Annotated in this window: 24 protein-coding genes; 16 read left to right on the top strand and 8 right to left on the bottom strand. The window is 61.1% G+C overall.

The features are described from left to right. Positions 1 to 18 precede the first annotated feature (18 nt). Positions 19 to 342: a hypothetical protein gene (locus OPU69_RS13070; protein ID WP_498511580.1), complete on the bottom strand. Its 324-nt coding sequence runs from the start codon at positions 340 to 342 to the stop codon at positions 19 to 21. Between the two features lie 484 nt (positions 343 to 826). On the opposite strand from OPU69_RS13070, the gene OPU69_RS13065 reads away from it, so the two are divergent. From OPU69_RS13065 to OPU69_RS13045, 5 genes are all read left to right on the top strand, one after another. Continuing rightward, complete coding sequence (locus OPU69_RS13065) at positions 827 to 1,348, top strand: RNA polymerase sigma factor (protein WP_498511579.1); 522 nt, start codon at positions 827 to 829, stop codon at positions 1,346 to 1,348. Further along, positions 1,345 to 2,322: a FecR family protein gene (locus OPU69_RS13060; RefSeq protein WP_498511577.1), complete on the top strand. Its 978-nt coding sequence runs from the start codon at positions 1,345 to 1,347 to the stop codon at positions 2,320 to 2,322. Before OPU69_RS13065 ends, OPU69_RS13060 begins: the two co-directional genes overlap by 4 nt. A gap of 167 nt (positions 2,323 to 2,489) precedes the next feature. Next, entirely contained in the window at positions 2,490 to 5,525 is a 3,036-nt protein-coding gene (locus OPU69_RS13055) for a TonB-dependent receptor domain-containing protein (protein WP_498511575.1), read from the top strand. 47 nt (positions 5,526 to 5,572) lie between these two features. After that, positions 5,573 to 8,077 (top strand): S9 family peptidase, encoded by a 2,505-nt coding sequence (locus OPU69_RS13050; RefSeq protein WP_498511573.1) that lies wholly within the window; start codon positions 5,573 to 5,575, stop codon positions 8,075 to 8,077. Between the two features lie 375 nt (positions 8,078 to 8,452). After that, positions 8,453 to 8,884, top strand: a complete 432-nt coding sequence (locus OPU69_RS13045; RefSeq protein WP_498511571.1) for a Ros/MucR family transcriptional regulator — start codon at positions 8,453 to 8,455, stop codon at positions 8,882 to 8,884. Between the two features lie 51 nt (positions 8,885 to 8,935). Here OPU69_RS13045 and OPU69_RS13040 read toward each other — a convergent pair whose 3' ends face one another. After that, positions 8,936 to 9,448 carry a helix-turn-helix domain-containing protein gene (locus tag OPU69_RS13040; protein ID WP_498511569.1) on the bottom strand — a complete coding sequence of 171 codons (513 nt, stop codon included), beginning with the start codon at positions 9,446 to 9,448 and terminating at the stop codon, positions 8,936 to 8,938. A gap of 294 nt (positions 9,449 to 9,742) precedes the next feature. Between OPU69_RS13040 and OPU69_RS13035 the strand changes: the two genes are divergently transcribed. The 5 genes from OPU69_RS13035 to OPU69_RS13015 all read left to right on the top strand — a co-directional run bounded on the left by OPU69_RS13035 (position 9,743) and on the right by OPU69_RS13015 (position 13,445). Further along, positions 9,743 to 10,375 (top strand): GntR family transcriptional regulator, encoded by a 633-nt coding sequence (locus OPU69_RS13035; protein WP_498511567.1) that lies wholly within the window; start codon positions 9,743 to 9,745, stop codon positions 10,373 to 10,375. A gap of 235 nt (positions 10,376 to 10,610) precedes the next feature. Beyond that, positions 10,611 to 11,255: a lasso peptide biosynthesis B2 protein gene (locus tag OPU69_RS13030; protein WP_498511654.1), complete on the top strand. Its 645-nt coding sequence runs from the start codon at positions 10,611 to 10,613 to the stop codon at positions 11,253 to 11,255. Next, entirely contained in the window at positions 11,221 to 13,008 is a 1,788-nt protein-coding gene (locus OPU69_RS13025; protein ID WP_498511565.1) for an asparagine synthase-related protein, read from the top strand. Before OPU69_RS13030 ends, OPU69_RS13025 begins: the two co-directional genes overlap by 35 nt. An 81-nt stretch (positions 13,009 to 13,089) precedes the next feature. Further along, positions 13,090 to 13,320 carry an IS66 family transposase gene (locus OPU69_RS13020; protein WP_498511652.1) on the top strand — a complete coding sequence of 77 codons (231 nt, stop codon included), beginning with the start codon at positions 13,090 to 13,092 and terminating at the stop codon, positions 13,318 to 13,320. A gap of 2 nt (positions 13,321 to 13,322) precedes the next feature. After that, positions 13,323 to 13,445 carry a transposase domain-containing protein gene (locus tag OPU69_RS13015; RefSeq protein WP_498511563.1) on the top strand — a complete coding sequence of 41 codons (123 nt, stop codon included), beginning with the start codon at positions 13,323 to 13,325 and terminating at the stop codon, positions 13,443 to 13,445. Positions 13,446 to 13,699: 254 nt separating this feature from the next. Here the strand turns inward: OPU69_RS13015 and OPU69_RS13010 are convergent, their stop codons facing one another. Continuing rightward, complete coding sequence (locus tag OPU69_RS13010) at positions 13,700 to 14,389, bottom strand: helix-turn-helix transcriptional regulator (RefSeq protein WP_498511561.1); 690 nt, start codon at positions 14,387 to 14,389, stop codon at positions 13,700 to 13,702. Positions 14,390 to 14,462: 73 nt separating this feature from the next. On the opposite strand from OPU69_RS13010, the gene OPU69_RS13005 reads away from it, so the two are divergent. Continuing rightward, positions 14,463 to 14,885 carry a PaaI family thioesterase gene (locus tag OPU69_RS13005; RefSeq protein ID WP_498511559.1) on the top strand — a complete coding sequence of 141 codons (423 nt, stop codon included), beginning with the start codon at positions 14,463 to 14,465 and terminating at the stop codon, positions 14,883 to 14,885. Positions 14,886 to 14,896: 11 nt separating this feature from the next. Here OPU69_RS13005 and OPU69_RS13000 read toward each other — a convergent pair whose 3' ends face one another. From OPU69_RS13000 to trmB, 3 genes are all read right to left on the bottom strand, one after another. Beyond that, positions 14,897 to 15,178: a putative quinol monooxygenase gene (locus OPU69_RS13000; protein WP_498511557.1), complete on the bottom strand. Its 282-nt coding sequence runs from the start codon at positions 15,176 to 15,178 to the stop codon at positions 14,897 to 14,899. 131 nt (positions 15,179 to 15,309) lie between these two features. Then, complete coding sequence (locus tag OPU69_RS12995; protein WP_498511555.1) at positions 15,310 to 16,515, bottom strand: tyrosine-type recombinase/integrase; 1,206 nt, start codon at positions 16,513 to 16,515, stop codon at positions 15,310 to 15,312. 139 nt (positions 16,516 to 16,654) lie between these two features. After that, entirely contained in the window at positions 16,655 to 17,350 is a 696-nt protein-coding gene (gene trmB, locus OPU69_RS12990; protein ID WP_498511553.1) for a tRNA (guanine(46)-N(7))-methyltransferase TrmB, read from the bottom strand. Between the two features lie 134 nt (positions 17,351 to 17,484). On the opposite strand from trmB, the gene OPU69_RS12985 reads away from it, so the two are divergent. The 4 genes from OPU69_RS12985 to OPU69_RS12970 all read left to right on the top strand — a co-directional run bounded on the left by OPU69_RS12985 (position 17,485) and on the right by OPU69_RS12970 (position 22,579). Then, complete coding sequence (locus OPU69_RS12985) at positions 17,485 to 19,206, top strand: long-chain-fatty-acid--CoA ligase (protein WP_498511551.1); 1,722 nt, start codon at positions 17,485 to 17,487, stop codon at positions 19,204 to 19,206. 112 nt (positions 19,207 to 19,318) lie between these two features. Continuing rightward, positions 19,319 to 19,717, top strand: coding sequence for a hypothetical protein (locus OPU69_RS12980; RefSeq protein WP_060978978.1), 399 nt, complete (start codon positions 19,319 to 19,321; stop codon positions 19,715 to 19,717). Positions 19,718 to 19,766: 49 nt separating this feature from the next. After that, positions 19,767 to 21,113, top strand: coding sequence for a TldD/PmbA family protein (locus OPU69_RS12975; RefSeq protein ID WP_060978979.1), 1,347 nt, complete (start codon positions 19,767 to 19,769; stop codon positions 21,111 to 21,113). Continuing rightward, entirely contained in the window at positions 21,113 to 22,579 is a 1,467-nt protein-coding gene (locus OPU69_RS12970; protein ID WP_498511548.1) for a DUF4403 family protein, read from the top strand. The genes OPU69_RS12975 and OPU69_RS12970 overlap by 1 nt, the downstream gene beginning before the upstream one ends. A 12-nt stretch (positions 22,580 to 22,591) precedes the next feature. On the opposite strand, the gene fghA is transcribed toward OPU69_RS12970, so the two are convergent. Next, the gene (fghA, locus tag OPU69_RS12965) at positions 22,592 to 23,443 is read right to left on the bottom strand and encodes an S-formylglutathione hydrolase (RefSeq protein WP_498511546.1); all 852 of its coding nucleotides are present in this window, start codon (positions 23,441 to 23,443) and stop codon (positions 22,592 to 22,594) included. Continuing rightward, entirely contained in the window at positions 23,443 to 24,555 is a 1,113-nt protein-coding gene (locus OPU69_RS12960) for an S-(hydroxymethyl)glutathione dehydrogenase/class III alcohol dehydrogenase (RefSeq protein WP_498511544.1), read from the bottom strand. The genes fghA and OPU69_RS12960 overlap by 1 nt, the downstream gene beginning before the upstream one ends. A gap of 156 nt (positions 24,556 to 24,711) precedes the next feature. Between OPU69_RS12960 and OPU69_RS12955 the strand changes: the two genes are divergently transcribed. Next, positions 24,712 to 26,760 (top strand): GAF domain-containing hybrid sensor histidine kinase/response regulator, encoded by a 2,049-nt coding sequence (locus OPU69_RS12955; protein ID WP_498511542.1) that lies wholly within the window; start codon positions 24,712 to 24,714, stop codon positions 26,758 to 26,760. Positions 26,761 to 26,763: the final 3 nt, after the last annotated feature.

The raw sequence follows: 26,763 nt of genomic DNA, 5'->3' as shown, positions 1-26,763 counted from the left end.
CGGCCACGCCGCAGCAGGTCAGGTGAAAGGCTGGCATTCATGGTTCACCACAATCTCATCGACTTGCAGCCCTTGCCAAGCCGCTTGGCTTAAACAATCATGCCTATGCCCGCTCGGTTGCGCCGACTGTTGGCATCCCCCCGCATCTCGCCGAAAATGCGCCGATGGCACCGCTTTGGTCCGCAAGAACTGCCGTGTTCGCACCCGAATCTGGCGAATCGCATAACGCTGACGTTGTTTTCGGTTGTCGCGGTCCACGACGCTGGCCATTTGCACCTTGCTGGCGGGGGAGCCGTCAGCTTCAGGCAGTATGCCCGACAAAATTTGGCGGAAATGGTTCATACTCGCCGTATCATCGCCATGCGAACTGCATTTTTTCAGACTGTCCGCTTGCGTGACTCGCTTGGCAACGCACTGCTGCTAAGTCCGTGTCGCCGGGTGCCGTGAAATAGCGCCAGATGCTGAGAGCCGGGGGGCCTGTGGCTTTAAGCCCGTTGGCCGGCAGCGCAACTGGGGCAAATAGCGGGCCTTCATGTGCAGGAGGTTCCAACACCCGGCCCCTGTTTTGACTTCTCGGCAGGGATTGCTTCAGCCCGCAATTCGCGCAAGCGTCGATGTGTTGCCGGCCGTTCCGGCAGCGGGGCGTGGAAACCCCTGTACACTCGCCAGGTAGAAGCAGATTGCTGGCTCCAAGCCGGCATGATTCATCTCAGGCGGCATGGATGCACGGCGAGGCATTTGCCACGCCTGTCTCCCTCACAGGCTTCCTGCCTGCCCGATCGGCAGGCTTTGAAAGCGCCCCTCTCCTAGAGGGATTGCTGCTGCCATGCCTGATCGCCCTTCATGCTCGATGCCGCCCGAAGCTCACCAAGCCTCGGCAGCGCAATCCGACCTGGAATTGCTCTATCGAAATCATTGCGAATGGCTGCGACGGGCTTTGCGTTACCGGCTGCGCGGAGCGAACATCGAGATCGAGGATGTCGTGCAAGACACCTATGTGCGCATCACCCGCTATGACAGCAGCACAGCGCAGCATAAGCCGAAGGCCCTGCTCTTGCGTATCGCGCTCAATCTGGCACGAGACCAATTTCGCCGGCAGTCGCGGCAGGCGGCCAATGACGTTTGCGCTCTGGAAAACACCTCAGAGGAGGGTGATCAGGAATACCTCCTCGCGCTCAAGGAAGCGATTCTGGGATTACCGCCTGATTTGCAAAAGGTGTTCCTACTGGCGCGATTTACGCCATTATCGAACGCACAGATTGCCAAACAACTGGGTGTATCTGTAAAGACGGTAGAGTATCGGATGCACCAGGCCATGATGCTCTGCTCGCAAAGGGTTGAACGATGAGCACCCCGTTTTCCGAAGAACCGGGGTCTCCATCAGATCGTAGCGAAAGCGAGGCAGCTACCTGGCTCGTACGTCTGAATGCACGGACGGTCGATACTACCGAGCTCGAGGCGTTCTTTGCCTGGCGCCGCAGCCCCGCCAATGCAGAGGCCTATGACCGACTGGAGGCACAATGGCGGGAAAGTCGGCGACTGGCAGACGATCCGGATATTCAGTCTGCCATTCGAGTCGCTCTGGAACCTGGACCAACAAGGTCCAGGCGGCTGATCCCTATAGCGCTCGCCGCAGGCATTGTGTCGCTGCTCGCGACCATGGCCTTCCTCTACCTTTCACGGGAAGCGGTCTTCGAAACCGACATCGGCGAGCAGAGGCTCGTCCAACTCGACGATGGCAGCAGGGTCCATCTGGATACTGGCACCAGGGTCCGCATCAGCAACGCGAACAGGCGTGCTCTGATGCTCGACCGCGGCAGAGCATTATTTGATGTCGCCCGAGATCCGTCCCGCCCGTTCACCGTAACCGCCGATGGCACGGAAATTCTGGCCCTGGGCACCCGTTTCGAGGTCGAACAAACTGCCTCGGGTGTGTCCGTTGCCTTGCTGGAGGGGCATGTTCGTGTGCAGAAGGCAGTTTCCGGGACTGAGAATACCACTCTGGACCTCTATCCAGGGCAATCGGTGACAATAGGCCCTGCAGGTCCAGGCGAGGTGCTTCCTGCCAACCTAGACGTTGTAACCGCCTGGACCGAGGGACGCCTCGAGTTCAATGAGACCCTTCTTCGCGAGGCCATTGTCCAGGTCAATCGCTACAGCCGCATGAAACTTCGGATCAGTACAAACCGCTGGGCAAACGAACGTGTCACCGGCAGCTTTGCCGTGGGCGACACCGCAGCCTTCGTGGATGCCGTCACCGCACTTTATCCTCTTGTGCCAGTCAAGCGGCCCGATGGCACGCTGGAGTTGCAGGAGCGATAGCTTGCCATTCGGGAAAATATTGGCGACGCTTTAGGGTGACCCCCCTTCCGGATCGTTAAATACTGAGAGGGGGTCATCAGCAAAACCGCGAACTCCCTGTAACAACGATATGGGAGGCCCTGCACATGACATGCCGACGAGCATCAATAACAGCAATATGGCGAATAATGGCGCCGGCCTTGTTGGCGAGCAGTGCCCTCACAGTTCTTGCAACCGCGCCGCTGCACGCAAAGCCCCAAGCCGAAGTCTTCCAGTTCGACATCCCTGCCGGCTCGCTGGATCAGTGCCTCCGCCGCTATATTGCACAGACTGGCCGACAGCTGCTGTATCCCTCCGCACTTGTTTCGGCACGCCAGGTGCGCGGCATAAAGGGCGAAATGGATGCAGATCGGGCGCTGCAGCTGCTGCTCGCGGGTCAACCCATCTCATACCGCAAACGCGGTCGCAACGTCATCATCCTGCTGGCTGCCAAGACGCCCGCTCCCAGCACCCCTTCGGTTCGCAAGCCGCGGGAAGCGACACGGGCAAAACCGGCCGCATCCCTGCCTCCAGCACCCGTCCAAGCCGATGAGCTGCAAGAGCTGCCCATCGTTGTAACGGGAAGCAACATCCGGTCATCCGGAGCAGGGGTTTCGCCACTGATCGAATTGTCCGCAGAGGATATCGAAAGGACAGGCAGTGGCACGATCGGAGAAGCGCTGGCTCTGCTACCGCAGAATTTTGGTGGGACTGGCAACGAGGATACCAGCCTGACCGGCAGTGATCGGACAATCAACAATCTGGGATTGGGTGCAAGCGTCAACCTGCGCGGCCTCGGCTCCGATGCGACCTTGACCCTGGTGAACGGCCGCAGAGTAGCTGGCTCAGGTGGCCGCGGCGACTTCACGGATCTTTCGACCATCCCCCTTGGGGCGGTAGAAAAGATAGAGGTGCTCCCCGATGGCGCCTCAGCCCTTTACGGTTCGGACGCTGTGGGTGGGGTGGTCAATCTGCTGCTCCGGCGAGACTATGACGGGGCGGAAACCCGGTACCGGATCGGAAGCGTGACACGTGGGGCCAGCCAGGATGTCCAGTTCGGCCAGCTCATCGGCACACGCTGGGACACAGGTCATGTGCTTGCAGCCTATGAGTTTCAGCGTCGCGAGGCCCTGAACGCAGCATCGCGCGCCTATACACGGTCGGCCGACCTGCGGTCTCTAGGTGGCAATGACTATCGGCTGTTCTTCGCCTCGCCTGGCACCATTGTGGTGCTTGACCCCGTCCGGCGAACATTTGTCCCAGCCTTTGCCATTCCAGCCGGTCAGAACGGCATCGGGCTGTCGCCAGCAAGCCTGACCCCAGGCCAGAACCTCTCGAGTCCCCGCGAGCAGGTCGACCTGCTTCCTCAGCAAACCCGTCACAGCGTCTACATTACAGGCGAGCAGAAGCTGACCAATGGGGTGACAGCCTATGCCGAGGGTCGATACACCCAACGCGCCTTTCGTCACCTCGCCCAGCCATCGCTTACAGTCATGTCCGTCACACGGGCGAACCCTTTCTTCGTCTCGCCGAACGGAACGTCGGTCACGAACATTGCCTATCTCTTCGACAAGGATCTTGGTCCCCTTGAGACACGCGGCAATGTCGAAGCCTGGTCGATGACCGGCGGTATTCGCGCCGAACTTGGCGGCGACTGGCAGCTTGACGGGTTTGTGTCACTGGCGCGGCAGAGCGACTATCGCCGCAATGACAATATCCTCAACGCGACCGCATTGAACGAGGCGCTCGGCACCACCCCCGACGATCCGCTGACATCATTCAGCACTGCGCGTGATGGCTTCTTCAATCCTTTCGGACAGGGGCGCAGCAACACGGCTGCCGTGCTCGACTTCATTGGGAGCGGCTTTATCGAGGAGCGTTTTGAAAACGGCCTGTTCAATGGGAGCATCACGGCTGACGGGACCCTGTTTGATGGTCCGGGCGGTGCCATCAAGATTGCGCTGGGCGTTCAGGCGCGGCGCGAAGACTTCTCTCGCGACACGCTCAGCTTTATTTCCGGGAGATCGCCGGCTCCGGGCACACCCGTCGATGCTGATCGTTGGGTTGCGTCGGCATTTGCCGAGATTGCCGCGCCCATTGTTGGGCCCGACAATGCCGCACCGGGTATCGAGCGGCTCAACCTGTCTGCAGCCGTCCGGGCGGAGCACTATTCGGATTTTGGGACAACGATCAATCCGAAGCTCGGCCTCTCGTGGCAGCCATTCGCCGGCCTTCTCCTCCGCGCGAGCGCTGGCACCTCATTTCGTGCCCCCGCTCTGCTGGAGGTGCGCGATGCCTTCCGCATATCCAATACCCAGCTGCCAGCCATAGGTGGCGGGAACCGACAGGTCATCTCGCTTGGGGGAGGCAATGCAGATCTTGAACCTGAATCTGCACGATCGCTGACCATCAGCGCCACGGTGGCGCCACCACGCGTGCCAGGTCTGTCGCTCGAGGCGAACTATTTTCAGACGCAGTTTCGAGACCGCATCGGTCAGCCTGCGAACGAAAACATCCTCCAGGCACTTACCAATCCCATTTTTGCTCCCTTTGTGACCTTTATCGATCCGGTCGCCAATCCTGAAGACAGGGCAAGGGTGATCGCCCTGATAGGCAACCCGAACTCGACCATCCAGCCGACGATCAATCCTTCGGTCTTCAGCGCCATCGTCGACGGACGATTCGTCAATTCGGCGCGTGTGGACATCCGCGGGTTCGACCTCGCGGCCCGCTACCGGGTCAGCATTGGCGAGCACCGACTTGCCTTCAGTGCCAGCGCCTCCATTCTGGTCGATTTCAAGGACCAGATCACGCCACTATCCCCGCTGGTCGAAAGAGTTGGCACCCTCGGCAATCCGGTTGATTTCCGGCTCCGGGCGACAGCGGACTGGTCTTGGCACGAGTTGGGCGTCAACCTGGCCCTGAACCATGTCGGCCCCTATACCGACAATATCAGCCTTCCTTCGCGCCCGATCAGCGCATGGACGAGCATCGACCTTCAGCTGAGACTGTCCTCGGCGGACAAAACAGGCCTGGCAAGGGGTCTCAGCGCAGCTCTGACGATACAGAACCTCTTTGACCGCGACCCACCTTTTGTCGATCGGTCGCTCGGTTTCGGCTACGATCCAGCAAATGCCGATGTGCTTGGCAGGTTCATCGCCCTCCAGATCAAGAAGCAGTGGTAGTCGCGCGCCGAGCCTAGCCATCTTCCCATTTCGATGAAGGACAAGCCATGCGTGTTTCATGGATTGCTGCGCTGTGCCTGCTGTCGGCAGGTCCGGCAGCCACCAAGCCCTATCAGATCGAAGATATGCTCAAGCTGCAAAGCTATGGCAAAGCCCTGGTCTCGCCTGACGGCCAATGGGCCGTAGTCGAGCGCTTCAGGCCTTACGACAGCGCTGCCGCCTATGGCTTCGATGTCTTCAACAAACGAATGCTGGGTCAGATATGGAAAGTGGATTTGAATGACGGAAGGCCACCAGAACTCCTGTTCGAGCAGGATCCTGATGCTGGCTACTGGGCGGGCAGCCTGTCTCCCGACGGGCTACACCTGACCGTGTTCCGTCTGGAAACAGACAAATTGTCTCTTGGCATCGTACGCACCGCCGATCGATCGGTCCGATGGCTCGATATCAATCCAGTCGCTGCCTTGCTCAATCCGGTGCCCATCTGGCGCGGAAACAAGCGACTGATCGTCCTCGCCAGCGAAGCAGACGAAATTGCCTACCCTCTCGATTCGGGCAACAGATTGCAGCGCAGGCTTCCCGTCCTATGGCAGCACACTGCGTCTGGCCAGATCCCGGGCATGACCTTGACTACCAGCAAATCCATAACCCCGTCGGGCCAGCGCTCCCATCGCCAGGTAATGGAGATCGACCTTGAGAGCCATGGCCAGCGCCTCCTCGCCAGGGGCGAGATCGTCGATCTGGCGGTTTCAACCAACAGAAACTGGCTGGCCTTGCTCGAGGAAACGTCCGATGCAGCGCCGGCCCCAGCAGAACCGGTTTCCCCCAATGCGCGTCCAAGGCACCACCGCGTCCAGCTGGTATCGCTTACAGACGGCCAAGTGATGCAACCCTGTCCAACATGCGATATCCAACCCGGCCTCTTGGCATGGTCGGACCGGAGTTCCTCGCTGATCGTCTCCGTCCGTTCCGCGCAGTCGCCCCAAGGCCAGTTCATGCGCATCGATCCGGACAAAGGCTTGGTCGTTGCGCTCACCGATAAGCAGAGTCAGCCCTGGGTTGCAGACAATGACAGCGGGGCAAGGATCGTTCGCGCCGGGTGGCACCAGGGAATACCTCGGATGCTGCTCAGAGCAAAGGACGGCCAACCGATTTGGTCCCAACCGGGCGATGCCGGGGTGCCGAAGGAAACGCTGCCATGTCTCGCTCTGCAAATGGCGAGCAATGAACGCGCGCTTCTGGTGCCCTGTTCTTCGGGGCTGTGGCGAATATTCCCTGCCAGCAAACCCGAACAACTGATCGATGGTGCAACGCGCCTTGACCAGCCTTTCGAAGAGACGTTCGATGTAGGCATAACCGAGCGCTACCGAGCCATCGTACCAGCCAGCGCTCGCAGCTTCTGGGTGCAAAAAACACAGGAAGCAGCAGCCATCACGCCAAATGGCAGAAGGATGTTAACGGCAAAACTGCCATTGCGCACCAGCCGCCTGCTCCTTTTTTCTGCCAAGAGCGGCAAGGGGCTGGCGGTTTCCAGAACCGGTAGCGGGGCCAGCCAATTGTGGCGCATAGGCACGAACAGGGCACCGGAGCTGCTCGACACGATCAACGGTCATCTCGAAAACGTCGAGCCCCCTCAGGCCGTGGCATTGCCATCGCAGGTCCCGGATTTCGTCGACTGGCTCCTGTTGCCTGTCCATTCAAGGCCTGGCGAACGTGTTCCAATGGTGGTCATGCCCTATCCGGGCGCACAATATGCCAGGGTCAGCGGACCGCCAATCACGCCCGATTCCCTAGTCAGCGTCACAAATCCGCTGCTGGCACTGCAGTTGGGCTATGCCGTCCTTCTGCCTAGCCTGCGCCATGACCGTTCTTCTGCTGAGCCAGCCCGAGGATTGGTTGAACAGATCGAGGCGGCGACCGATCGCGCAGTTGCGTCCGGTCGCATCGACAGTGACCGGATAGCCGTCTTCGGCCACAGCTTCGGAGGCTATACCGCGTTACTGACCGCCAGCCGAAGCAAGCGCTTCCAGGCCTTCATTGCTGCGGCTGCCGTGCCCGATCTCTTTCTGCAACATGGATCGTTGCTGCCCTATGACACTGTGGGCCTTGAACAGGGCTATCCGCTGGGCAGCGCTTATGGATGGGCGGAGCTTGGTCAGGCGGGCCTGCGAGCAGCGCCGTGGCACCAGCCCGACCGGTACATCCGCAACAGCCCCTATTTCTCGCTGCACCACATCGCCTCGCCAGTCCTTCTGATCCACGGTGATCTTGACCCTGTCTCGCTGCAAGGTGCGGAAAGGATGTTTTCAGGGCTTTACCGCGAGGGAAAGGACGTCTCGCTGCTTCGCTTCTGGGGTGAAGGGCATGTCATCCGCAGCCCCGCCAACATTCGGGCCATGTGGCAGCATATCGACCAATGGCTTGCCGATAAGCTCATGAACAACTGGCATGCCTCCCCGCACAGCATGGAAAAGCGGCGAGCAGACCCGCTCAGCGTCGATACGGACAAAGGTCCTCGGGCAATTGAGCCCGGATCATCTGGCAATCTTTGACGCGCGCACGAGATCGGCAAGCACAAATTTCCGGCGTCAGATTCAGCTACTCTGCCAGCAGCAAAGACAAGACGATAATGCCCCCTCGGGCAGTGTCAAGCAAATCATCAACAATGGATTGTAGACCCCTGGCTTGCGTTTTCGGTCAAACGGCAGCGATTGCATGGTATCATAGTTCGAGATCAGTGATGTCACCGCGGTCCAGAGATCGAGAGGGATTCCGGTTGGCTCCTTATTGGCCATTTCACATGAGGACGGTCTGGACCCAAGACCACCTTTCCACAGTTTTTCGATCGACAGCCGAAAAAGGCGTCGTCTATCACATCACGATAGCTTAGACCGGCTCCAATTGAAGCAAAAGCCGGAGGCATACACATGAACGATCAGCCTGAAGAGCACTTGATCACCCTTACGGCGGATATCGTTGCCGCACATGTCGCAAATAACAGCGTTGCCTTGGCTGATATTCCCAATCTTATTGGAAGCGTCCATGCCGCGCTCGCGGGATTGTCGACATCAGAGGCGCCGGCACCAGTCGCGGAACGGCCACAGCCTGCTGTGTCGATCCGGTCCTCGGTCAAAAACGACTATCTCGTGTGTCTCGAGGATGGCAAGAAAATGAAGATGCTCAAGCGATACCTCGCCGTGCAGTACAACATGACACCGGACGAGTACCGTGAACGCTGGGGTCTGCCTAAAGATTATCCCATGGTCGCCCCGGCCTATGCAGCAAAACGCCGTGAACTAGCCAAGACGATTGGTCTGGGCCGCAGCCCAAATGCAGGACGAGGTCGAAAGAAAGCCTGAGCGCACCATAGCAAGCGGCAACGCCCGCCATGTGTTCCGGCAAGAACGCGCTCAGGAAGCCTTTGGCTTGAGATTCGATCGCACGGGCTGTGCGGCTTGCCGGACCATCTTCGGAGCCTTCTCCTCCAACCAGTTTTCCGCGAACGTATCTCGCTTCCGGACATGCTCCGCCAAATCACGGCAAAGCCGTGTGATTCCGCCAATGATGGTGCGTGATTGCAGATAAACGATATCCGGACCCAGATCTTCGTTGAGATCGCGCAGAGCAAGCAGGACAATATGCATCAGCTTGTTGTCCGCACAGCGTTCGGCAAATTCGACAGAACCCATGGGCACGACAGCGAGTAATGCCACTGGGTCGCAGTTCACCACTTCGGCAAACCGCTTCAGACGATCATATGTGATCTTGCCTTGGCCAGCCTCGAGATGCTCATACGATCGCAATGGCATACCCATCGCGCGAGCGACCTCGGATGTGCGAAGGCGTCGGGCCTTGCGTATCTTGCGCAGTGCCTCAGCTACAAGAGCATTCTCGGGCAAGCTGTCTTCCGATTTTTCTTCCATCCGTCCACCTGCCTTGTCTGACCCGAAGGATATTAGGACCACGATGTAAAGCGTTGATGATAGCCGAGATCGTGTTATTTTCAAAGTTTGAAATATTCCGCCATAATATGGTTCGAAAATCGCAACTTATCTCGAAAAACCGTAAATTCGAGGGTAAATATCGGCAAAGCAAGGAATATTCTACGCCGCATTTTTCGGTCAGGGGGCTACTATGGCTGCTTGCCTGATCATGACAGAGACTTGTGATTCGCTCATGCCACAATGGATATTCCAGTCCAAGCAAGGGAGATCACTATGGCCCTGTCCAAGCCGCCTGCGTTTGAGCAGGCTTACGCGTTTCTACACCGTCGTCTGCGAAACGGAGACTACATGCCTGGGTCCAGGGTCCAGGCAGGAGATGTTGTCTCTCTGCTGGGCATTAGCGCTACTCCGGTCCGCGAGGCGCTTTCGAGACTGGCAGGTCAGAGTCTTCTGATTGATCGCCGCGCTATGGGGTATTTTGTACCGCCCATTGATCCGGTCGATCTTCGCGATCTGTATTCGCTAGCGTCCATGCTGGCGGTGTCTGCAATGCGATCGATCAATCTGCCATCGCTCGACAAGCAACGCTACGGTACGGATGCAGAGCTTCCGTGTGGATGCGCTGGCGAACTCCTGGTGACGATCGCGTCGCTGACCGCAAACTCTGCCCTCTGCTTGGTCGCAGCCAATGTCGATGATCGGCTGGCTCCCTTCGCAGCAGTGGAAAAATCCATGTTCGGCGAGCGAGATCGCGAGCAAGGCAAGTTTGTGCATTGGCTGGCCAGCCGTGACCAGCGGCAGTGCGTCTTGAATGTTGCGCGCTTCTATCGCCGCCGAATGCGATCCACGATGGACATCGCGGCGTCGGCAAGTGCATCCCTGTCAGCGCGCGAGAATATATTCTGAATATGATTTGAGTAGATCACGCATGCAGCCTTCAATGACATTGTCGCAAACGCGGCATTCCAACAAAGGAGGCTGAAATGATGAACGTCACTCAACCCAAGCTGATCCGTCTCGGAAGCATCCGGCGCGATACCAAGGCCATTGTCACGGCTGGCCAGCAGGAAGAATTCCTGCCGATCCTCTCCTACAATTGACCTTGAACGGGGTGGCGGCCTCGCCACCCCGCTTCTTGATCATGCCGATCCAACCATCTGACCATGTCCGGATTGCCAACGTTGCGGGGGACCTCGTCCTGCTCGACCTGCAGCAGGATGATTACCTGGCACTATCCAGCTGCCATGCGGGAACCGTCTTTGCCGCATTGGAGGGCAAGGATCATGACCCGGCCGATCCGATCTTGCGGGAGCTGTTCGAAAGCCGGTTGGTTCAGTTGGCAGATGAACCGTGGGAACAGGCCAGCTCGATTCACGTTTTGCCGTTGCCCGAGCCAATACGTTCCAACAGCCTCTACAAAGCATGGATGCTGCTGATATTTGCACTGGCGGTGCTCTTGACCCTCGCTTCCTACTATCGCTCGACCAAAGTCCTGACTAGCCAAGCTTTCAGCGGTGGCAACCGATCCGAATTTTCGCCCCAGCGCATGACAACTATTGTCCAATGGTTCGAGAGTTTGCGGATTTTCATACCTCGAACCGGCAGGTGCCTCGTCCAATCCCTGCTCCTTATGCACTTTTTGCGCCTGCTGCGCATCCGTTCTGAGCTGGTATTCGGCGTTAGAACGCATCCTTTTGAAGCCCATTGCTGGGTGGAATGGAACTCCTACGTGCTCAACGATAGTATCGATCATGTCTGCTGGTACACGGTCATTGCCCGCTTCTGACCAGCCTTCGTTCTTTGCGATCGTCGCACTGAACGCTGGGCGTCAAGCGCTTGAGGAAAAAAGAGCGGTAATCCGGCGCTTGCAAAGCAAGTGTGCGGGCTTGCGTTCCGTGATGCACAGCCCGCACGCCACCTTGCTTGCTAACGAAACTTTGCCTCTCGTCATGTCCCAAGATCGAAGCGTCGCACTGCTTGGTGAAGTGTTTCCAAGGAAGCACAGAACGGTGCATGGGACCGTGAAATCGTTGGAGGGTGACCGACCCGACACGGCGACAACAGCTGTCAGCGAAAGCTTATGGGGCAGATACGCTTTTTTCAGCATAGGCCGACAAACTGGAATCTGCGCCTGGTACCGCGAGCCCTCTGGCAGCCAGAGGCTTTACACTTGGCGCCATGGCGCCATCACCATCGTGACGGACTCAATATCAAGCGAGCTCGTCACAGCCATCGGCCGCCGCCCCAGCATCAACTGGGAGCGGGTCGCCCAGTTAATCCGCCAAACAGAAATGTCGGCATCGTTCTGCGCACTGAACGAGATTGAAATTGTGCAGCCTGGTGTGTTGCTGACCTGCTCAGATAGCCACATCGCACCAACGACAATTTGGTCGCCCGATCGCTTCTGCGCTCCTTGCAGAGCAGAGGAGGCAGAACAGCTTCCCGAACTTGCCGCAGAATGTGTCTCGCATTGGCTGGAGGGTCACTCCCGGGTGACGATTGAACTCTCAGGAGGCATCGACTCGTCGATCGTCGCTGGTCTGCTGGCAAACGATCCCAAGTCGCCATTCATCCAGGGGCTCACGATCATTCCCGAGTCTCCGGGCGGTGACGAACGGGCTTATGCTCGAAGCGTCGCTAGAAAGTGGAACTTTGGCCTTGTGGAGGCCCGCGTAACCCCCGGGCAACTCAATTACCTCGAGTTGCTAGGTGCACCCCCCACCGTGGAGCCGGCCGTATACGGATTGGACGTGCTGGCAGACCGCCTATCGTCAGATTTAGCCGACACATTTGGGGCGACGCGCATATTCAGCGGACAGGGGGGAGATGCCATTTTCTTCCAGCCGCATGTGGGCGCCATTGCAGCTGATTATTTCCAGTCCCAGGGAATCAGCCAAGGGTTCTTCAGGATCGCATCCAGCATAGCGCTAGCCACCAACACATCTTTGTGGACTGTTCTTCGGAGCGCATTGAGTTCGGCTGTATCATTCGGGCAGAGAGATATACCGGCTGCCATTGGAGGTCCTGTTGGAAGGCACGTGTGGGACGGCAAGCAACTCCTGCATCCTTGGAATGCTGAAAGTGAGCATTTGCCCGCGGGGAAGAGATTGCAGATCGCCATGCTCACTCATTGCCAGCTGTTTCACAGGGAAACTCGCACAGCGGTCAATCGCCGACTTGTTCACCCGCTGCTCTCCCAACCCGTTGTTGAAGCGTGCTTGGGCATACCGACTTGGACGCTTGTGCCCGATCGACGCGAGCGTGGCTTGGAACGGGACCTGTTCGGCAAATTGCTATCGCAGCAGATTCAGGGCAGGAGAGGCAAAGGCGAGGCGTCTGGATTTTACAACCGCGTCATCAACGCGCATTTGCCGGATCTTCGCCCTTTGCTGATGGATGGAGCTCTTGCAAGCGCGGGCGTTGTAGCACCGGGGTTGCTTGATACCTGGCTGACAACAGAGCATCTGCTCTGGAAGGACGATCATCCCACAATCGGTGCGTTGATCTCGCTCGAAATATGGGCGCGACAATGGATGTAGCGAGGGTCGTGGCACCAGTGCCGACCTTCGTCGCGTAGTCCGAAGCGAGCACGCTAGCGTCATTGTCGATGATCTGCACTACTGTCTGGAGCTCGGCTCCGCCAGGTAAGTGCCAAGAGCAAGCTGGCCGACGCGATACGCTACACGCTCACCCGCTGGTTGGGGCTCACCGTGTTCCTTGATGATGGCCGCGTTGAGCTCGATACCAAAACCGTCGAACGGTCGATCAGACCCTTGCCCCTCTACCACGAGAACACCTTGTCGCGGGCTCTGACGAGGGCGAAGACAACTGGGCGGTCATCGCCACGCTGATCGTGAACTGCAAGATCGCCGTCATCAACCCACACACCTGGCTGACCGAAACGCACATTAAGCTTGCCGACGGTCATCCCGCAAACCGTGTCGGTGACCTCATGCCCTGGGTCGATGTGACCTGAAAACACCACTTACTCTGAAAGCAGGAATTTTTCAGAAGTTCGGCAGAACCGCCATCTACTGCCCGCGCTGAGCAGCGGCAGTTGCGGACTCAGACTCCGCCATTCTTGGTCAGCGCAATGAGCGTCTGCTTCCGCCGAAAGCTGCCAAGCAGCCTTCGGAATCGACTACCGACTCCGCCGATGACTACGAATGGTAGGCAGGTTGATGGCGGCAATGAAATCAAGCTGGGATAGGCGGGAGCAGATTTCCTGATCTAACCATGAGTCCGAGGTGCCAGCAACTTCGATGAAAGATAAGCTCCAAGGCTTTTGTCGGGCTCGTTGACGAAATGATCGCCCGTCGCCTCCATCATGGAGATCCTGTCGAGCCGAAAGGCGCGGAAGTCATCGCGGAGTTCGCACCAGGCGGCAAATAGCCATCCATCGGTGAACGTCCAGATGGCTAGCGGACGAACACGGCGATCCGTCAAGGCGTTGGCGGCATCGCCATAACTCAGCCGCAGAATGCGGGAGTCGCGGATCGCCTCTCTGATCGTTCTCAGCTTCGGATCGGCAGGCCCATGGCGTCTGCTCGAAAAGAACGGGGCCTGATCCAGCTTGCGCTGATCGGGCCTGGGCAGGGCCGCCTGCAACTTCGCGCGAACCTCCTTGGCCGCCAGCGACAAGGACGCGTCGCCGGCAGCTTCGACGAAGGACAGTCCTACAGCCAGAGCATCAATCTGCTCGAAAGTGAACGTAAGGGCAGGCAGGTCGAAACCCGGACGCAGGATATAGCCGACTCCGGCCTCGCCTTCGATCGGTAGTCCTGATGCCTGCAAATGCGCGATATCGCGGTAGATCGTGCGCACGCTGATCTCGAAGGTTGCAGCCAAGTCCTCTGCCCGGCTGATGTTTCGAGACCTTAGTTCGCGAACCAATCGGAAAAGGCGTTCGGCGCGGCGCATCGCTCATTACTGACACAATGCTGTCAGTAGCACCAGTCTACATTCCGCAGTCTCAGTCCCGCAGGAGTGCGCCATGTCCATTCCAACCGTCCTAGATCGTTTTCCGATCCCGCCTTGCGCGACTTTGCTCGGGCTCGACATAATCGAAGTTTGCCCAGGCGACGGGGTGGTCAAGATCGTGTTCACTGCGCAACCGGCTTTCTGCAATGCCGCCGGGAATGTGCAGGGAGGATTTCTCTCAGCCATGCTGGATGATTGCATGGGGCCTGCCATTCTCATCTCAAGTAATGCGCAAGTCTTTCCGTCGACCATCGATTTGCATGTCCAGTTTCTCGCGCCTGCAAAGCCCGGCACGCTCATCGGGACCGGCCGCGTCGTACAGATCGGCAAGACGATTGGCTTTGTCGAAGCAGAACTCGCGGACGTGGCCGGAACAACATTGGCGCGGGGAAGAGCGAGTGTCAGGCTGACGGCTTTACCGAAGACCGTCGCCTGACAGCGGCCGTGTTAGCCTGCGATCCGCCGCAGAGCGGTGAACTTGGGTTCACCTGCCAGAAACGACATCAGCGTGGTCAGATCACCCCGTTCGATGCGCCAAGCCATATAGGCTTGCTGTGCAGCGGCCGACTCCCAGACTTCATAGAACAGCACCGTCTCAGGGCTTGATACGTCGACCAAGATGTCGAAGGCGAGATTGCCTTTGGCTGATCTGCTGATCTCCAGGTTCTCAACCGTGTAATTCAGAAAGGCTTCGCGTTCCCCCGGCTTGATCGGGAGCTCTGCGAGCATTACGAGACCTTCAGTATATGTGTGTGTCACGGTATCCTCCTGTTTTGAAGGCTCACATGTAATCGGAGCCTACTGACAGCGTCGTGTCAGGAGAAACCGGTGTGCTTTGGTGTCCCGACCTACCTGGGTATTTATGTTCCTTGCTTTATCGCGCGCGCAACATGCTCATTCCACAAACTCATCGCTTCGCGTTTTTCTGGCTTCCAATCATGCCGCTGGTAAATGCCCGCTACACCAGCTCGAGCACCGCCCACATGATTCAGTATTGCCTCGGTGACTTCGAAGCGCACCCCTAGTCTTTGGAAGCCTGTAGCAAGCGTGCGGCGCAAATCGTGCAGACGCCAGGCAGGCATAGGCTCACCACCATCAGTCGCAATAAGGCTATCAAGTTTGGATTTGCACTTATGGTAACCTGTAAAGCCCTTGCCTGATGATGTCGCAAAAATCTTCCCATGATGGGGCCATGTCCCTCCATTTGCCAGATCATCGAGTACCTCAGCCGCTAGCACGTTCAATGGTACTATGTTGGGCTCTCCATTCTTCGATCGATTGCTTGGAATAGTCCAGACGTGCTCATCTTGATCAAGCTCCTCCCATGACATTGAGGCGACTTCTTCGCGACGCTGGCCTGTTGCGATGAGCAGTCTGACTATGGGGCCAAAGCATCGATGGACATAATAGGATTGCCGCCAAATCCTGCCGAGCTCACTATCGGATAACCAGCGGTCCCGTGGCTTCACAGCTGGCGGTGTCTCCATGCCATCCATAGGGCTGCGGTCTAGATCTCCCCTGCTCACCGCCCAACGGAACAATCTGCGCAAAACGGCGAAGACATTGCGTCGATTCGCGATTTGTCCAGGCGGCATGCGATCAAAGACGACAACGATGTCATGGCGCTTGATCTTCGGGAGAGGTTTTTTTCCGAGTACAGGCGTGACATGAAGCTTGAGCGACCGGCTGACGAGACTTCGCCATTTTTGCTTCACCAGCGATTGCTCAAACTTCGCAGCATAATTGGCAAAAGCGAGATCTACCGCTTCGCGCCGACGTTGTCGGTCGGCTTCTGCTGGATCGGTGCCCTGTGCGATCAGGATCAAGAGCCGCTGGGCTTCTTCTCGTGCCGTCGTCGGCGTCCACGGCGAACCGTGATTGCCGATTGTATATCGGCGCGTGCTCGCCTCCCTACCGCCCATCCTGAACTGGAGAACATACACGACGGCTCCGCTTCTGGAGAATTTGGCACCAAATCCCTTGATCCCATCATCCCAAACGAAGCCCACAAAGTGCGCAGCGATCGCGGCGTCAATTGACCGCTTTGTAATTTTTCCACTGGCCATCCGGGGTCTCCTGGCTCTCGCTCAGCAATCACCCAGCAATCACCGAGCAATCACCGAAGCGGAAATCACCGCCAATGAGCGAAAACCCTAGACGACCTAAACTCTTAGAAAAATGGACTTTTCGTACTCTAGGCTACGCTCAAATTCGACGATACCTAAAGTACCACACCTCGTGCCCCTGAGCGCGGGCCTTGGCCTCGTAGCGCGTCTCGGGCCATCCGCCGGGGCGGGTGAGGAAATCCTTCGGCCGCTCGCACAGCCAGTCGAAAGCGGGGTGATCGTTCATCACCATCATCGCATGCGCCACATAGATCGGGTGATCGGTGCCGAAGCGGAACTCGCCGCCGGGCTTCAGCTTGGCGGCGATCAGGTCGACCGGCCCCTTGTTCATCATGCGGCGCTTGGCGTGGCGCGCCTTGGGCCAGGGATCGGGATGGAGCAGATAGACGAAGCTCAGCGCGCCATCGGGCACGCGCTCAAGCACGTCGATGGCATTGCCCATGTGCAGCCGGACATTGTGCAGGTTGAGCTCGCGCGCATGTTGCAACGCACCGACCACGCCGTTGAGGAACGGCTCGGCGCCGATGAAACCGTGATCGGGAAGCATGTCGGCACGATAGGCCATATGCTCGCCCGCGCCGAAACCGATCTCGAAATGCAGCGGACGATCGTCGCCGAACAGGCGGCGCGAGGTGATCTCGCCCTTTTCGGGCACGCTGATTTGCGGCAGCAGCTTCTCGACCAGCTCGGCCTGGCCCAGGCGCAGCTTGTGGTTCTGCTGACGGCCATAAAGCCGCCGCACCGATACGGGGTCTCCGGGTTTGTACGCGGTCATGGCCAACGCGCCTAGCAAAGCCGGGCCGCGATGCAAGCGGTAGCTGGGCCATTGAAGCAATCTATCGGGCGCTATCGACCGGTTGAATGGCAAGCGGCTTGTCTGGCGCACAGCTCTTATTTACAGTGATGTCAATGACAGACGCTCCTGCCCCCGTTTCGCCCGCCCTTTCCGCTGCTGCCGATGGTGCAGAGCCGATCTGGAAGACGCATTACAACCATCCCTGCGCCTGGGATCAGACCTTTGCGCCGCTATCGCTTCCGCAGATGTTCTTCGCATCGGCTGAGCGCAAGGGATCGGCGCCGCTGCTCGATTTCATGGGCCGCAAATACGGCTATGACGAGGTCGCCCGGGGCGTTGCGCGCGTCGCCAAGGGCCTGCAGGCGCTGGGCATCGGCAAGGGGGACCGGGTCGGGCTGTTCCTGCCCAACGTGCCGCATTATGTCGCTGCCTATTATGGCGCGATGGCGGCCGGGGCGACCGTGGTCAATTTCTCGCCGCTCTACACCGTCGACGAGCTGGCGCATCAGGTCGAGGACAGCGGCGCGACGATCCTGTTCACGCTGTCGGCCACCGCCCTGCTGCCGACCGCGCTCAAGGTGCTCGACAAGTCGGGCCTGGAGCGACTGGTGGTGGGATCGGTCGCCGGAGGGCTCTCGCCGGTCAAGTCGCTGCTGTTCCGGCTGCTCAAGGGCAAGGAAACCAGCGCGCTCCCGAACGATCCGCGGATCACGCGCTTTTCGAAGCTGATCGCCAATGACGGCGCCTACACCCAGGTGCCGATCGATGCGGAGCGCGACATCGCGCTGTTCCAATATACCGGCGGCACCACCGGCACGCCCAAGGGCGCGATGCTGAGCCACCAGAACCTGTCGGCCAATGCGCGCCAGGTCAACGCGATCGATCCGCGCAACGACAGCGAGCACGACCGCATTCTGGGCGTGCTGCCCTTCTTCCATGTCTTCGCCAACACCTGCGTGCTCAACCGCACCGTGCTCAATGGCGGCGAGATCGTGATGCTGCCGCGCTTCGAGGCGGCGGCGGCGCTGAAGGCGATCACGCGCACCCAGGTGACCGCGCTCCCCGGCGTGCCGACCATGTACCAGGCTTTGCTCGACAACCCAGAGATCGCCAACACTCGGTTCGCAAGCTTGCGCGCCTGCATTTCCGGCGGCGCACCCTTGGCGGCCGAGGTCAAGGCGCGGTTCGAGGAGGTCACGGGAGCCAATGTCGTCGAAGGCTATGGCCTGACCGAGAGCAGCGGCGTCGTCTCGACCAATCCCTATGAGGGGCTGAACAAGCCCGGCACGATCGGCCAGCCCCTGCCCGGCACGCTGGTGCGTCTGGTCGACAAGGAAGACCCGAGCAAGGACGTGGCCCCGGGCGAGCCGGGCGAGATCATCTTTGCCGGCCCCCAGGTGATGCGCGGCTACTGGAACCGCCCCGATGCCGATGCCGAGGTGTTCATCGGCGGGTTCCTGCGCACCGGCGACGTCGGCCAGATCGACGAAGACGGCTATATCCGCATCGTCGACCGCATCAAGGACATGATCGCGGTGGGCGGCTTCAAGGTCTTCCCCAGCCAGATCGAGGAAATCCTCTATCGCCACCCCGCGGTGAAGGAGGCTTTGGTGATCGGCGTGCCCGATCCCTATCGCGGCGAGAGCCCCAAGGCGTTCGTGGCGCTGCAGGAGGACGCCGAAGCCGACGGCGCTGCACTGATGGCATGGCTCAACCCGCAACTGGGCAAGCACGAACGCGTGATCGCGGTCGATATCCGCGACTCGCTGCCCAAGACCCTGATCGGCAAGCTCGACCGCAAGGAACTGCGGAAAGCCGAGGGAATCACCGCCTGAAGCATGCGGTTAACGCCCCTTGCCAAGCTGTCACATCGATGACACACTCCCCTTGAATGCAGGGCCCTGCAAATGGGGGATGGGCCTGCATTGGCAAGGCAGGGGAACGCATATGCCCAATGCACTCGATAAGCGGTTCGAGGCCGCACGCTTCAATGCCGATATCGTCAAGCCGGTCGCACCCGAAAGCGTGTGGGAAAAGCGGATCAGCAACCAGGTCGCCTATGCGCTGCTGATGTATACCGGCCTGCAGATTTTCGTGGTGATGCAGGCGATCCGGGGCGAAGGCGCGTCGATCCTGCCGTATATGGGCCTGGTGGCGCTGGTCGGGATCGTCATCCCGCTGTGCCGCCGCATGGAAAAGCGCTGGCAGCGGCTGGCGCGCAGCGGCGCTTCCGAGGACGCCCTGCTTTCTGCCTATCGCGGCGATCGCCTGGGCATCTGGCTGTTCGCCATCGGCTTTCCCTTCGGTTTCGTTGCTCTTTTCAAGGGCCTGCAGTCGCTGATCTGACGCGGCGGGCTCGATTGACCCTGGCCTGCCCGCGCCCTACATCGCGCTGATGCAGACCCCCGATCAAGCCAGAGACCTGGCGCAAGACCTTGTTTCCCGCGCCATGGCCGCTGGTGCGACAGCCGCCGATGCGGTGTTCGCCTGCGATGCTTCCACCGATGTGCAGATGCGGCTCGGCGCGCTCGAGGACGTTCAGCGGTCCGAAAGCGCCTCGATCGGCCTGCGTGTGTTTCACGGGAAACAGTCGGCAAGCGTCTCGGGTGCGGACGTCAGCCCCCAGGGGCTTGCGACGCTGGCCGAGCGCGCGGTGGCGATGGCGCGGCTCGCGCCCGAAGATGCCTATGCGGGCCTTGCCCCCGAAGAGCGGCTGATGCGTGGGCCCTTGCCCGATCTCGAACTCGACGATGGCGGCGATCCCGACCCGGCGCTCTTGCGCGAACTCGCGCTCGCCTGCGAGGATGCCGCGCGCGCGGTGCCCGGCGTGACCAACAGCGAGGGCGGCTCGGCCAGCGCGGTGCGCTCGGTGATGGCACTCGCCACCAGCCACGGCTTTTGCGGCAGCTATGGTGGCAGCCGCTATGGCGTTGCCGCGAGTGTGCTCGCCGCGCGCGACGGGCAGATGGAGCGCGACTCCGCCTCGCACAGCACGCGCTTCCTCGCCGATCTCGAATCGGCCGAAGATATAGGCCGCCGCGCCGGCGAACGCGCGGTGGAACGGCTGGGCACGGGAAAGATCGAGAGCGGACCGATGCCGGTCGTCTATGATCGCCGCGCGGGCGGATCGCTGCTCGGGCCATTGCTCGGCGCGATCTCTGGCAGCGCGATCGCGCGCAAGACCAGCTTCCTGCTCGATCGGCGCGGCCAGCCGGTATTCGATTCGAGCGTGTCGATCATCGACGATCCGCACCGGCGGCGCGGCCAGCGTTCGCGCGCCTTCGATGGCGAGGGCCTGCCCACCGCGCCCTGGCGGATCATCGACCAGGGCGTGCTGAGCGGCTGGATGATGGACAGCGCATCGGCCCGCCAGCTGGGCGAAGCGCCCACCGGCCATGCGGCGCGCGGGGTCAGCGGCGCGCCTTCGACGGGCTCCAGCAACGTGCACATGGAAGCCGGGACGCAAAGCCCCGAGGCGCTGATGGCGGACATCAAGCTCGGCCTTTATGTCACCCAGCTGATCGGCATGGGCGTCAATGGCGTCACCGGCGATTACAGCCGCGGCGCGACGGGTTTCATCATCCGCGACGGGCAGCTTGCAGAGCCGATCAGCGAGATCACCATCGCGGGCAACCTCAAGGACATGTTCGCCGCATTGATTCCCGCAGACGATCTCGAGTTCCGCTACGGCGTCAACGTGCCGACCTTGCGCATCGACGGCATGGTCGTGGCGAGCAGCTGATGCGCATCGCCGCCCGCGCGCTCGCATTTGCCGGGCTGGTGCTGCTGGCCGGCTGCGGCGGATGGCGCAATGAAGGGCGTCCGCCACGCACCGATGATGCGATCACGGTGCCGCCCCAGGCCTCGCTCGTTTCGGTTCCGGTCGAGGCCGATCTCGGCAATCTTGCGCGCGCGATGGAGCGCCAGGTGCCGCGCCGCCTGTGGAGCATCGACCAGAAGGACCAGGTCTGCATCGCCAGCGAGAAGGTCGATTTGGGCATCGCCAAGGTCAAGACGCCCAAGATCAAGTGCCGCATCGTCGGGCAGGTGACGCGCGGTGCGATTTCGCTCGCAGGGTCGGGCCAGCGCATCCGGCTGTCGATCCCCATCACCGCGGTGGTGCGCGCAGAGGATATTGCCGGCATCCTCAAGCGCGAGACCGCGACCGCGCGCGCGATGGTGCATGCCGATATCCGGATGGACATCGCGCGCGACTGGACCCCGCGCGGGACGCTCGACCTCAGCTATTCGTGGACCTCCGAGCCGCATATCGAATTTCTCGGCCAGAAGATCCGCTTCACCCAGGAAGCCGAGCGCGAACTCGCGCCGATCATCGCCCGGCTCGAACGCGAGCTGCCCGGCGAGCTCGGCAGGCTCGAGCTGCGCCGCCAGATCGAGAAGGCCTGGGCCTCGGCCTTCACTTCGGTGGTGCTCAACGAGCGCAACCCCGAGGTGTGGATGCGCATCACCCCGCGCGAGCTGCAATATGGCGGGTACGAGATCGTGCAGGGCAGGCTCAGGCTGAAGCTCGGCATGCGCGCGCTCACCGAAACCTATGTCGGCAAGAAGCCTCGGCCGCGCAAGGCCACCGCGCTGCCGCCGATGCAGAAGCTCGAGGCTGACACCGGCGAGTTGGCCTTCTTCCTCCCCGTGTTCGGTGACTATCGCGAGTTGCAGCCGGTGTTGCTCGAGGCGTTGCAGAAGCGCTCGCGCCGGCCGTTCGTGGTGCCGGGGCTGAACCCGGTCGACGCGACCTTCAAGGCGGCAACGATCTACGGCACCAAGGGCGGCAAGATCGCCGTGGGCCTCACCTTCAGTGCGCATGAACGCGGCAGCAAGACGCCAACGACGGGCACCGTCTGGATGACGGGCAAGCCGGTCAATGCCGAAGATTCGCGCCGCGTCGGGTTCGAGGATTTCGAGGTTACCGGCACCACCGACATGACCGGCGGCGACCTGATCCTCGACATGATCAACGCGCCCGGCGTCGCGCCGATGGTGGCAGAGATGCTCGCGCAGAATTTCGAGCGCGATTATGCCGAACTGCTCGGCAAGATCGATGCGGCGATCGAGACCAAGCGTACCGGCGACCTGATCATCCACGCCAAGGTCAAGCGCGCGAAGACCGGCCAGCTTCAGGCCGCCGGGGCCGGGCTGTACTTGCCGGTCTGGGCGAGCGGCACAGCGAGCGTCACCATCCAGCCCTGACCGGCGCCTCGCTCAGCCCTTCAGCCGCGCGGCGTGCCAGCGCAGGTGATCCTCCATGAAGGTGGAGATGAAATAATAGCTGTGGTCATAGCCCGGCTGCAGGCGCAGCGTCAGGTCGATGCCGGCATCGGCACAGGCCTTTTCCAGCAACTCGGGCCTTAGCTGTTCGGCGAGGAAACTGTCGGCATCGCCCTGATCAACCAGCAGCGCGGGCACGCGCGCGCCATCCTCGATCAGCGCGACGGCATCATGGGCACGCCAGGCCGCGCGGTCCTCGCCCAGATAGCCGGTCAGCGCCTTGATGCCCCAGGGCACCTGCGAGGGCGCGACGATCGGCGCGAACGCCGAGACCGCCTTGAAGCGATCCGCCAGCGTGAGGCCGATGGTCAGCGCGCCATGGCCACCCATGCTGTGCCCCATGATCGACTGGCGCGTCATATCGGCCGGGAAACAATCGCCGATGATCTCGGGAAGCTCCTGCGTGACATAGCGCCACATTCTGTAGTGCTGTGCGAACGGGTCTTGCGTCGCATCGACATAGAAGCCCGCGCCAAGGCCGAAATCATAGGCGCCGTCCGGGTCATCGACGACGCCCTCGCCCCTGGGGCTGGTATCGGGCGCGACGAAGATCAGGCCGAGTTCGGCGCAGGCGCGGCGGAAATCGCCCTTCTCGGTGACATTGGCGTGCGTGCAGGTGAGCCCAGACAGATACCAGACCACCGGCAGCTTCGCGCCCTCGGCATGATCGGGCACGAACACCGAAAAGGTCATGTCGGTGCCGGTCACCTCCGAGGCATGGCGCAGCACCGCCTGCTCGCCGCCGAAGCTCTTCGCCGACGAGAGCGTTTCCACCGCGACCGGCATCAGAACACCACCACGGAACGGATCGATTGACCTGCGTGCATCAGGTCGAACGCGGTGTTGATCTCTTCCAGCCCCATGACATGCGTGATCATCGGGTCGATCTCGATCTTGCCAGCCATGTACATGTCGACGATCTTGGGCACGTCGGTGCGGCCCTTGGCCCCGCCGAACGCAGTGCCGCGCCAGTTGCGCCCGGTCACCAGCTGGAAGGGGCGTGTCGCGATCTCCTTGCCGGCCTCGGCCACGCCGATGATGATCGAGGTGCCCCAGCCGCGATGGCAGGCCTCGAGCGCGGTGCGCATCACCTCGGTATTGCCCGTCGCATCGAAGGTATAGTCCGCGCCGCCATCGGTCATCTCGACGATCTTGGCGACGACATCCTCGCGGCTCATGCCCTTGCTGTTCAGGAACGCGGTCATGCCGAACTTGCGGCCCCATTCCTCGCGATCGGGATTGATGTCGACGCCGATGATCTTGTCTGCGCCCGCCAGCCGCGCGCCCTGGATGACGTTGAGGCCGATGCCGCCCAGACCGAACACCACGACATTGTCGCCGACCTGGACCTTGGCGGTGTTGAGGACCGCGCCGACGCCGGTGGTGACGCCGCAGCCAATATAGCAGCTGGTCTGGAAGGGCGCGTCCTCGCGGATCTTGGCGACGGCAATCTCGGGCAGAACGGTGAAGTTCGAGAAGGTCGAGCAGCCCATGTAATGATAGATCGGCTGGCCCTTGTAGCTGAACCGGGTGGTGCCGTCGGGCATCAGGCCCTTGCCCTGGGTCGCGCGGATCGCGGTGCACAGGTTGGTCTTGCCGCTGAGGCAGCTTTTGCACTGGCGGCATTCGGGGGTGTACAAGGGGATGACATGGTCGCCCGGCTTGACCGAAGTCACGCCCGCGCCGACCTCGCGCACGATCCCGGCACCTTCATGGCCGAGCACGCTGGGGAAGATCCCCTCGCTGTCGAACCCGTCGAGCGTATAGGCGTCGGTATGGCAGATGCCCGTCGCCATGATCTCGACCAGAACCTCGCCCGCCTTAGGACCTTCCAGGTCGAGCTCGACGATTTCCAGCGGCTTCTTCGCTTCAAAGGCAACGGCGGCACGGGTCTTCATGGGTCGCAGACTTTCTGTTGATGGGGTCGCAGCGCCTCTAGCACCCGACTGCCGCCGCGTTAACCCCGCAACTGGACGGCAGGTTGGAAGAAATGCTCGGCTTCGTCTGGCGCTTGGCGCATCCGGGCCTATATTGCGCAAAACCTGATGCGCGGCATGGCTCGCGCGTCTATGGACGGGTCGATGCTGCTCAACCTCAGCCAGGCGAATTTCCGCAATGACGATGATGCCGCGCGGCTGGCCGCGCTGCGCGCCTATCAATTGACCCCCGACGATCCCGATAACGGCCTTTATGCCGATCTGGTCGGGCTGGCCCGGGCGCTGGGCGGCACCGAAACCGCGTTCATCTCGATCGTCGAGCAGGATCGGCAATGGTTCAAGGCGGCGCAGGGGCTCGACGTGACCGAAACGCCGCGCTCGATCGCCTTTTGCGACCATGCCATCCGCCAGAGCGAGGTGATGGTGGTGCTCGATGCGCGGGCCGATCCGCGCTTCGCCGACAACCCGCTGGTCACCGGCCATCCGCATATCCGCTTCTATGCCGGCGCCCCGATCATCAACGGTGATGGCTTTGCGCTGGGCACGATCTGCCTGTCCGACAGCCGGCCGCGTGAAGCGTTCGAGCGTACCGAGCAGCTCGCCGCGCTTGCCCGTCAGGTCGCGGCGCTGCTCGAGCTGCGCAAGCAGCTGATCCATCAGCAGCTCGCTGCCGACCTTGCCGCCGATCAGCGCGACCGGTTGTGGGACTCGTCGCTCGACATGATGCTCATCACCACCACCGACGGGCTGCTGGTGGCGGGCAATCCGGCCTGGGAAAAGGCGTTCGGCCCGGTGCCCGGCGACGGCAAGGGGCATATCCGCGACTATTTCGCCAGTCCCGACGAGGCCGAGGTGGTGCAGCTTGCGAGCGGCCAGACCGACGTCCAGCTCGAGCGCGAGATGCGCGGGCGCGACGGCCAGCAGATCTATGCCAGCTGGAGCCTGGCGCGCGAGGGCGAGCTGATCTTCGGCATCGCGCGCGACATCACCCGCGCCCGCGCCGCCGAAGCGCAGCTGGCGCAGGTGCAGCGGATGGAATCGATCGGCCAGCTGACCGGCGGCATCGCGCATGATTTCAACAATCTGCTGACCATCATCTCGGGCAATCTCGATATCGCGCAGAAGCGGATCGCCTCGGGCCAGGTCGAGCGCGCCGAAATGGCGATAGCGAACGCCCGCGACGGAGCCAGCCGCGCCGCCAACCTGACCCAGCGCCTGCTCGCCTATGCCCGGCGCCAGTCGCTCACTCCGACGCTGATCAAGCCGACCGAACTCATCCGCGATCTCGAACCGCTCGCAGCCCAGGCGCTCGACGAACGCCACGAGCTCGCGGTCGATTGCCCCGACAGCCTGTGGCCGATCACCGTCGATGCCAGCCAGCTGGAAAACGCGCTGCTCAATCTCGTGGTCAACGCGCGCGACGCCATGGACCAACCGGGCACGATCACCATCCACGCCGCCAATGCGCTGCGGGGCGAGGAGGACATGGCCGACGGGCACGATGCGCCACCGGGCCGCTATGTCCGCTTCTGCGTCAACGATACCGGATCGGGCATTCCCGCCGACATCGCCGCGCATATCTTCGAGCCGTTCTTCACCACCAAGGAGATCGGCAAGGGCACCGGGCTCGGCCTCAGCCAGGTGCAGGGTTTTGTCGCACAATCGGGCGGCTTCGTGACGCTGAAGACCGCGCCGGGCGAAGGCACGACGCTGAGCCTGTGGCTGCCGGTGACCGCGGACGCGTTCGACGACCTGCCCGGCCGCGATGGCGCAGGCGATGGCGAGGCGATGTGCCGCGCGGGCTGCACCATCCTTCTCGCCGAAGACAATGCGGCATTGCGCGCGCATGTCAGCGACGTGCTGCAGGAAGCCGGTTTCCGCGTTGTCGAGGCCGAAGACGGGCAGGCCGCGCTCGACATGATGCGCGCGGCCGAGGAGCGCCCCGATCTGCTGCTGAGCGACATCACCATGCCGCGGCTCGACGGCAAGGCACTCGCCGCGGAAGTGTACCAGTCCTGGCCTGAAATCCCGATCGTGCTGATGACCGGCTATGCCGGCGGCGCAATCGACAGCTGCCCGCACAATGTGCTGATCACCAAGCCGTTCGCGCCCGATGATCTGGTGGCTTTGGTGCGGCGAACGCTCGCCGCCGCACCGGTAGCCTGATCG

The organism is Blastomonas sp. 34TW (assembly GCF_059803595.1).
The sequence above is the reverse complement of the archived record's forward strand: the minus strand, read 5'-3'. Positions and strand labels throughout refer to the sequence as shown.

Coding starts and splice junctions, on each gene's coding strand:
- OPU69_RS13070 (WP_498511580.1), bottom strand. CDS start 342: ATGAACCATTTCCGCCAAATTTTGTCGGGCATACTGCCTGAAGCTGAC.
- OPU69_RS13065 (WP_498511579.1), top strand. CDS start 827: ATGCCTGATCGCCCTTCATGCTCGATGCCGCCCGAAGCTCACCAAGCC.
- OPU69_RS13060 (WP_498511577.1), top strand. CDS start 1,345: ATGAGCACCCCGTTTTCCGAAGAACCGGGGTCTCCATCAGATCGTAGC.
- OPU69_RS13055 (WP_498511575.1), top strand. CDS start 2,490: ATGGCGCCGGCCTTGTTGGCGAGCAGTGCCCTCACAGTTCTTGCAACC.
- OPU69_RS13050 (WP_498511573.1), top strand. CDS start 5,573: ATGCGTGTTTCATGGATTGCTGCGCTGTGCCTGCTGTCGGCAGGTCCG.
- OPU69_RS13045 (WP_498511571.1), top strand. CDS start 8,453: ATGAACGATCAGCCTGAAGAGCACTTGATCACCCTTACGGCGGATATC.
- OPU69_RS13040 (WP_498511569.1), bottom strand. CDS start 9,448: ATGGAAGAAAAATCGGAAGACAGCTTGCCCGAGAATGCTCTTGTAGCT.
- OPU69_RS13035 (WP_498511567.1), top strand. CDS start 9,743: ATGGCCCTGTCCAAGCCGCCTGCGTTTGAGCAGGCTTACGCGTTTCTA.
- OPU69_RS13030 (WP_498511654.1), top strand. CDS start 10,611: ATGCCGATCCAACCATCTGACCATGTCCGGATTGCCAACGTTGCGGGG.
- OPU69_RS13025 (WP_498511565.1), top strand. CDS start 11,221: ATGTCTGCTGGTACACGGTCATTGCCCGCTTCTGACCAGCCTTCGTTC.
- OPU69_RS13010 (WP_498511561.1), bottom strand. CDS start 14,389: ATGCGCCGCGCCGAACGCCTTTTCCGATTGGTTCGCGAACTAAGGTCT.
- OPU69_RS13005 (WP_498511559.1), top strand. CDS start 14,463: ATGTCCATTCCAACCGTCCTAGATCGTTTTCCGATCCCGCCTTGCGCG.
- OPU69_RS13000 (WP_498511557.1), bottom strand. CDS start 15,178: ATGCTCGCAGAGCTCCCGATCAAGCCGGGGGAACGCGAAGCCTTTCTG.
- OPU69_RS12995 (WP_498511555.1), bottom strand. CDS start 16,515: ATGGCCAGTGGAAAAATTACAAAGCGGTCAATTGACGCCGCGATCGCT.
- trmB (WP_498511553.1), bottom strand. CDS start 17,350: ATGACCGCGTACAAACCCGGAGACCCCGTATCGGTGCGGCGGCTTTAT.
- OPU69_RS12985 (WP_498511551.1), top strand. CDS start 17,485: ATGACAGACGCTCCTGCCCCCGTTTCGCCCGCCCTTTCCGCTGCTGCC.
- OPU69_RS12980 (WP_060978978.1), top strand. CDS start 19,319: ATGCCCAATGCACTCGATAAGCGGTTCGAGGCCGCACGCTTCAATGCC.
- OPU69_RS12975 (WP_060978979.1), top strand. CDS start 19,767: ATGCAGACCCCCGATCAAGCCAGAGACCTGGCGCAAGACCTTGTTTCC.
- OPU69_RS12970 (WP_498511548.1), top strand. CDS start 21,113: ATGCGCATCGCCGCCCGCGCGCTCGCATTTGCCGGGCTGGTGCTGCTG.
- fghA (WP_498511546.1), bottom strand. CDS start 23,443: ATGCCGGTCGCGGTGGAAACGCTCTCGTCGGCGAAGAGCTTCGGCGGC.
- OPU69_RS12960 (WP_498511544.1), bottom strand. CDS start 24,555: ATGAAGACCCGTGCCGCCGTTGCCTTTGAAGCGAAGAAGCCGCTGGAA.
- OPU69_RS12955 (WP_498511542.1), top strand. CDS start 24,712: ATGGCTCGCGCGTCTATGGACGGGTCGATGCTGCTCAACCTCAGCCAG.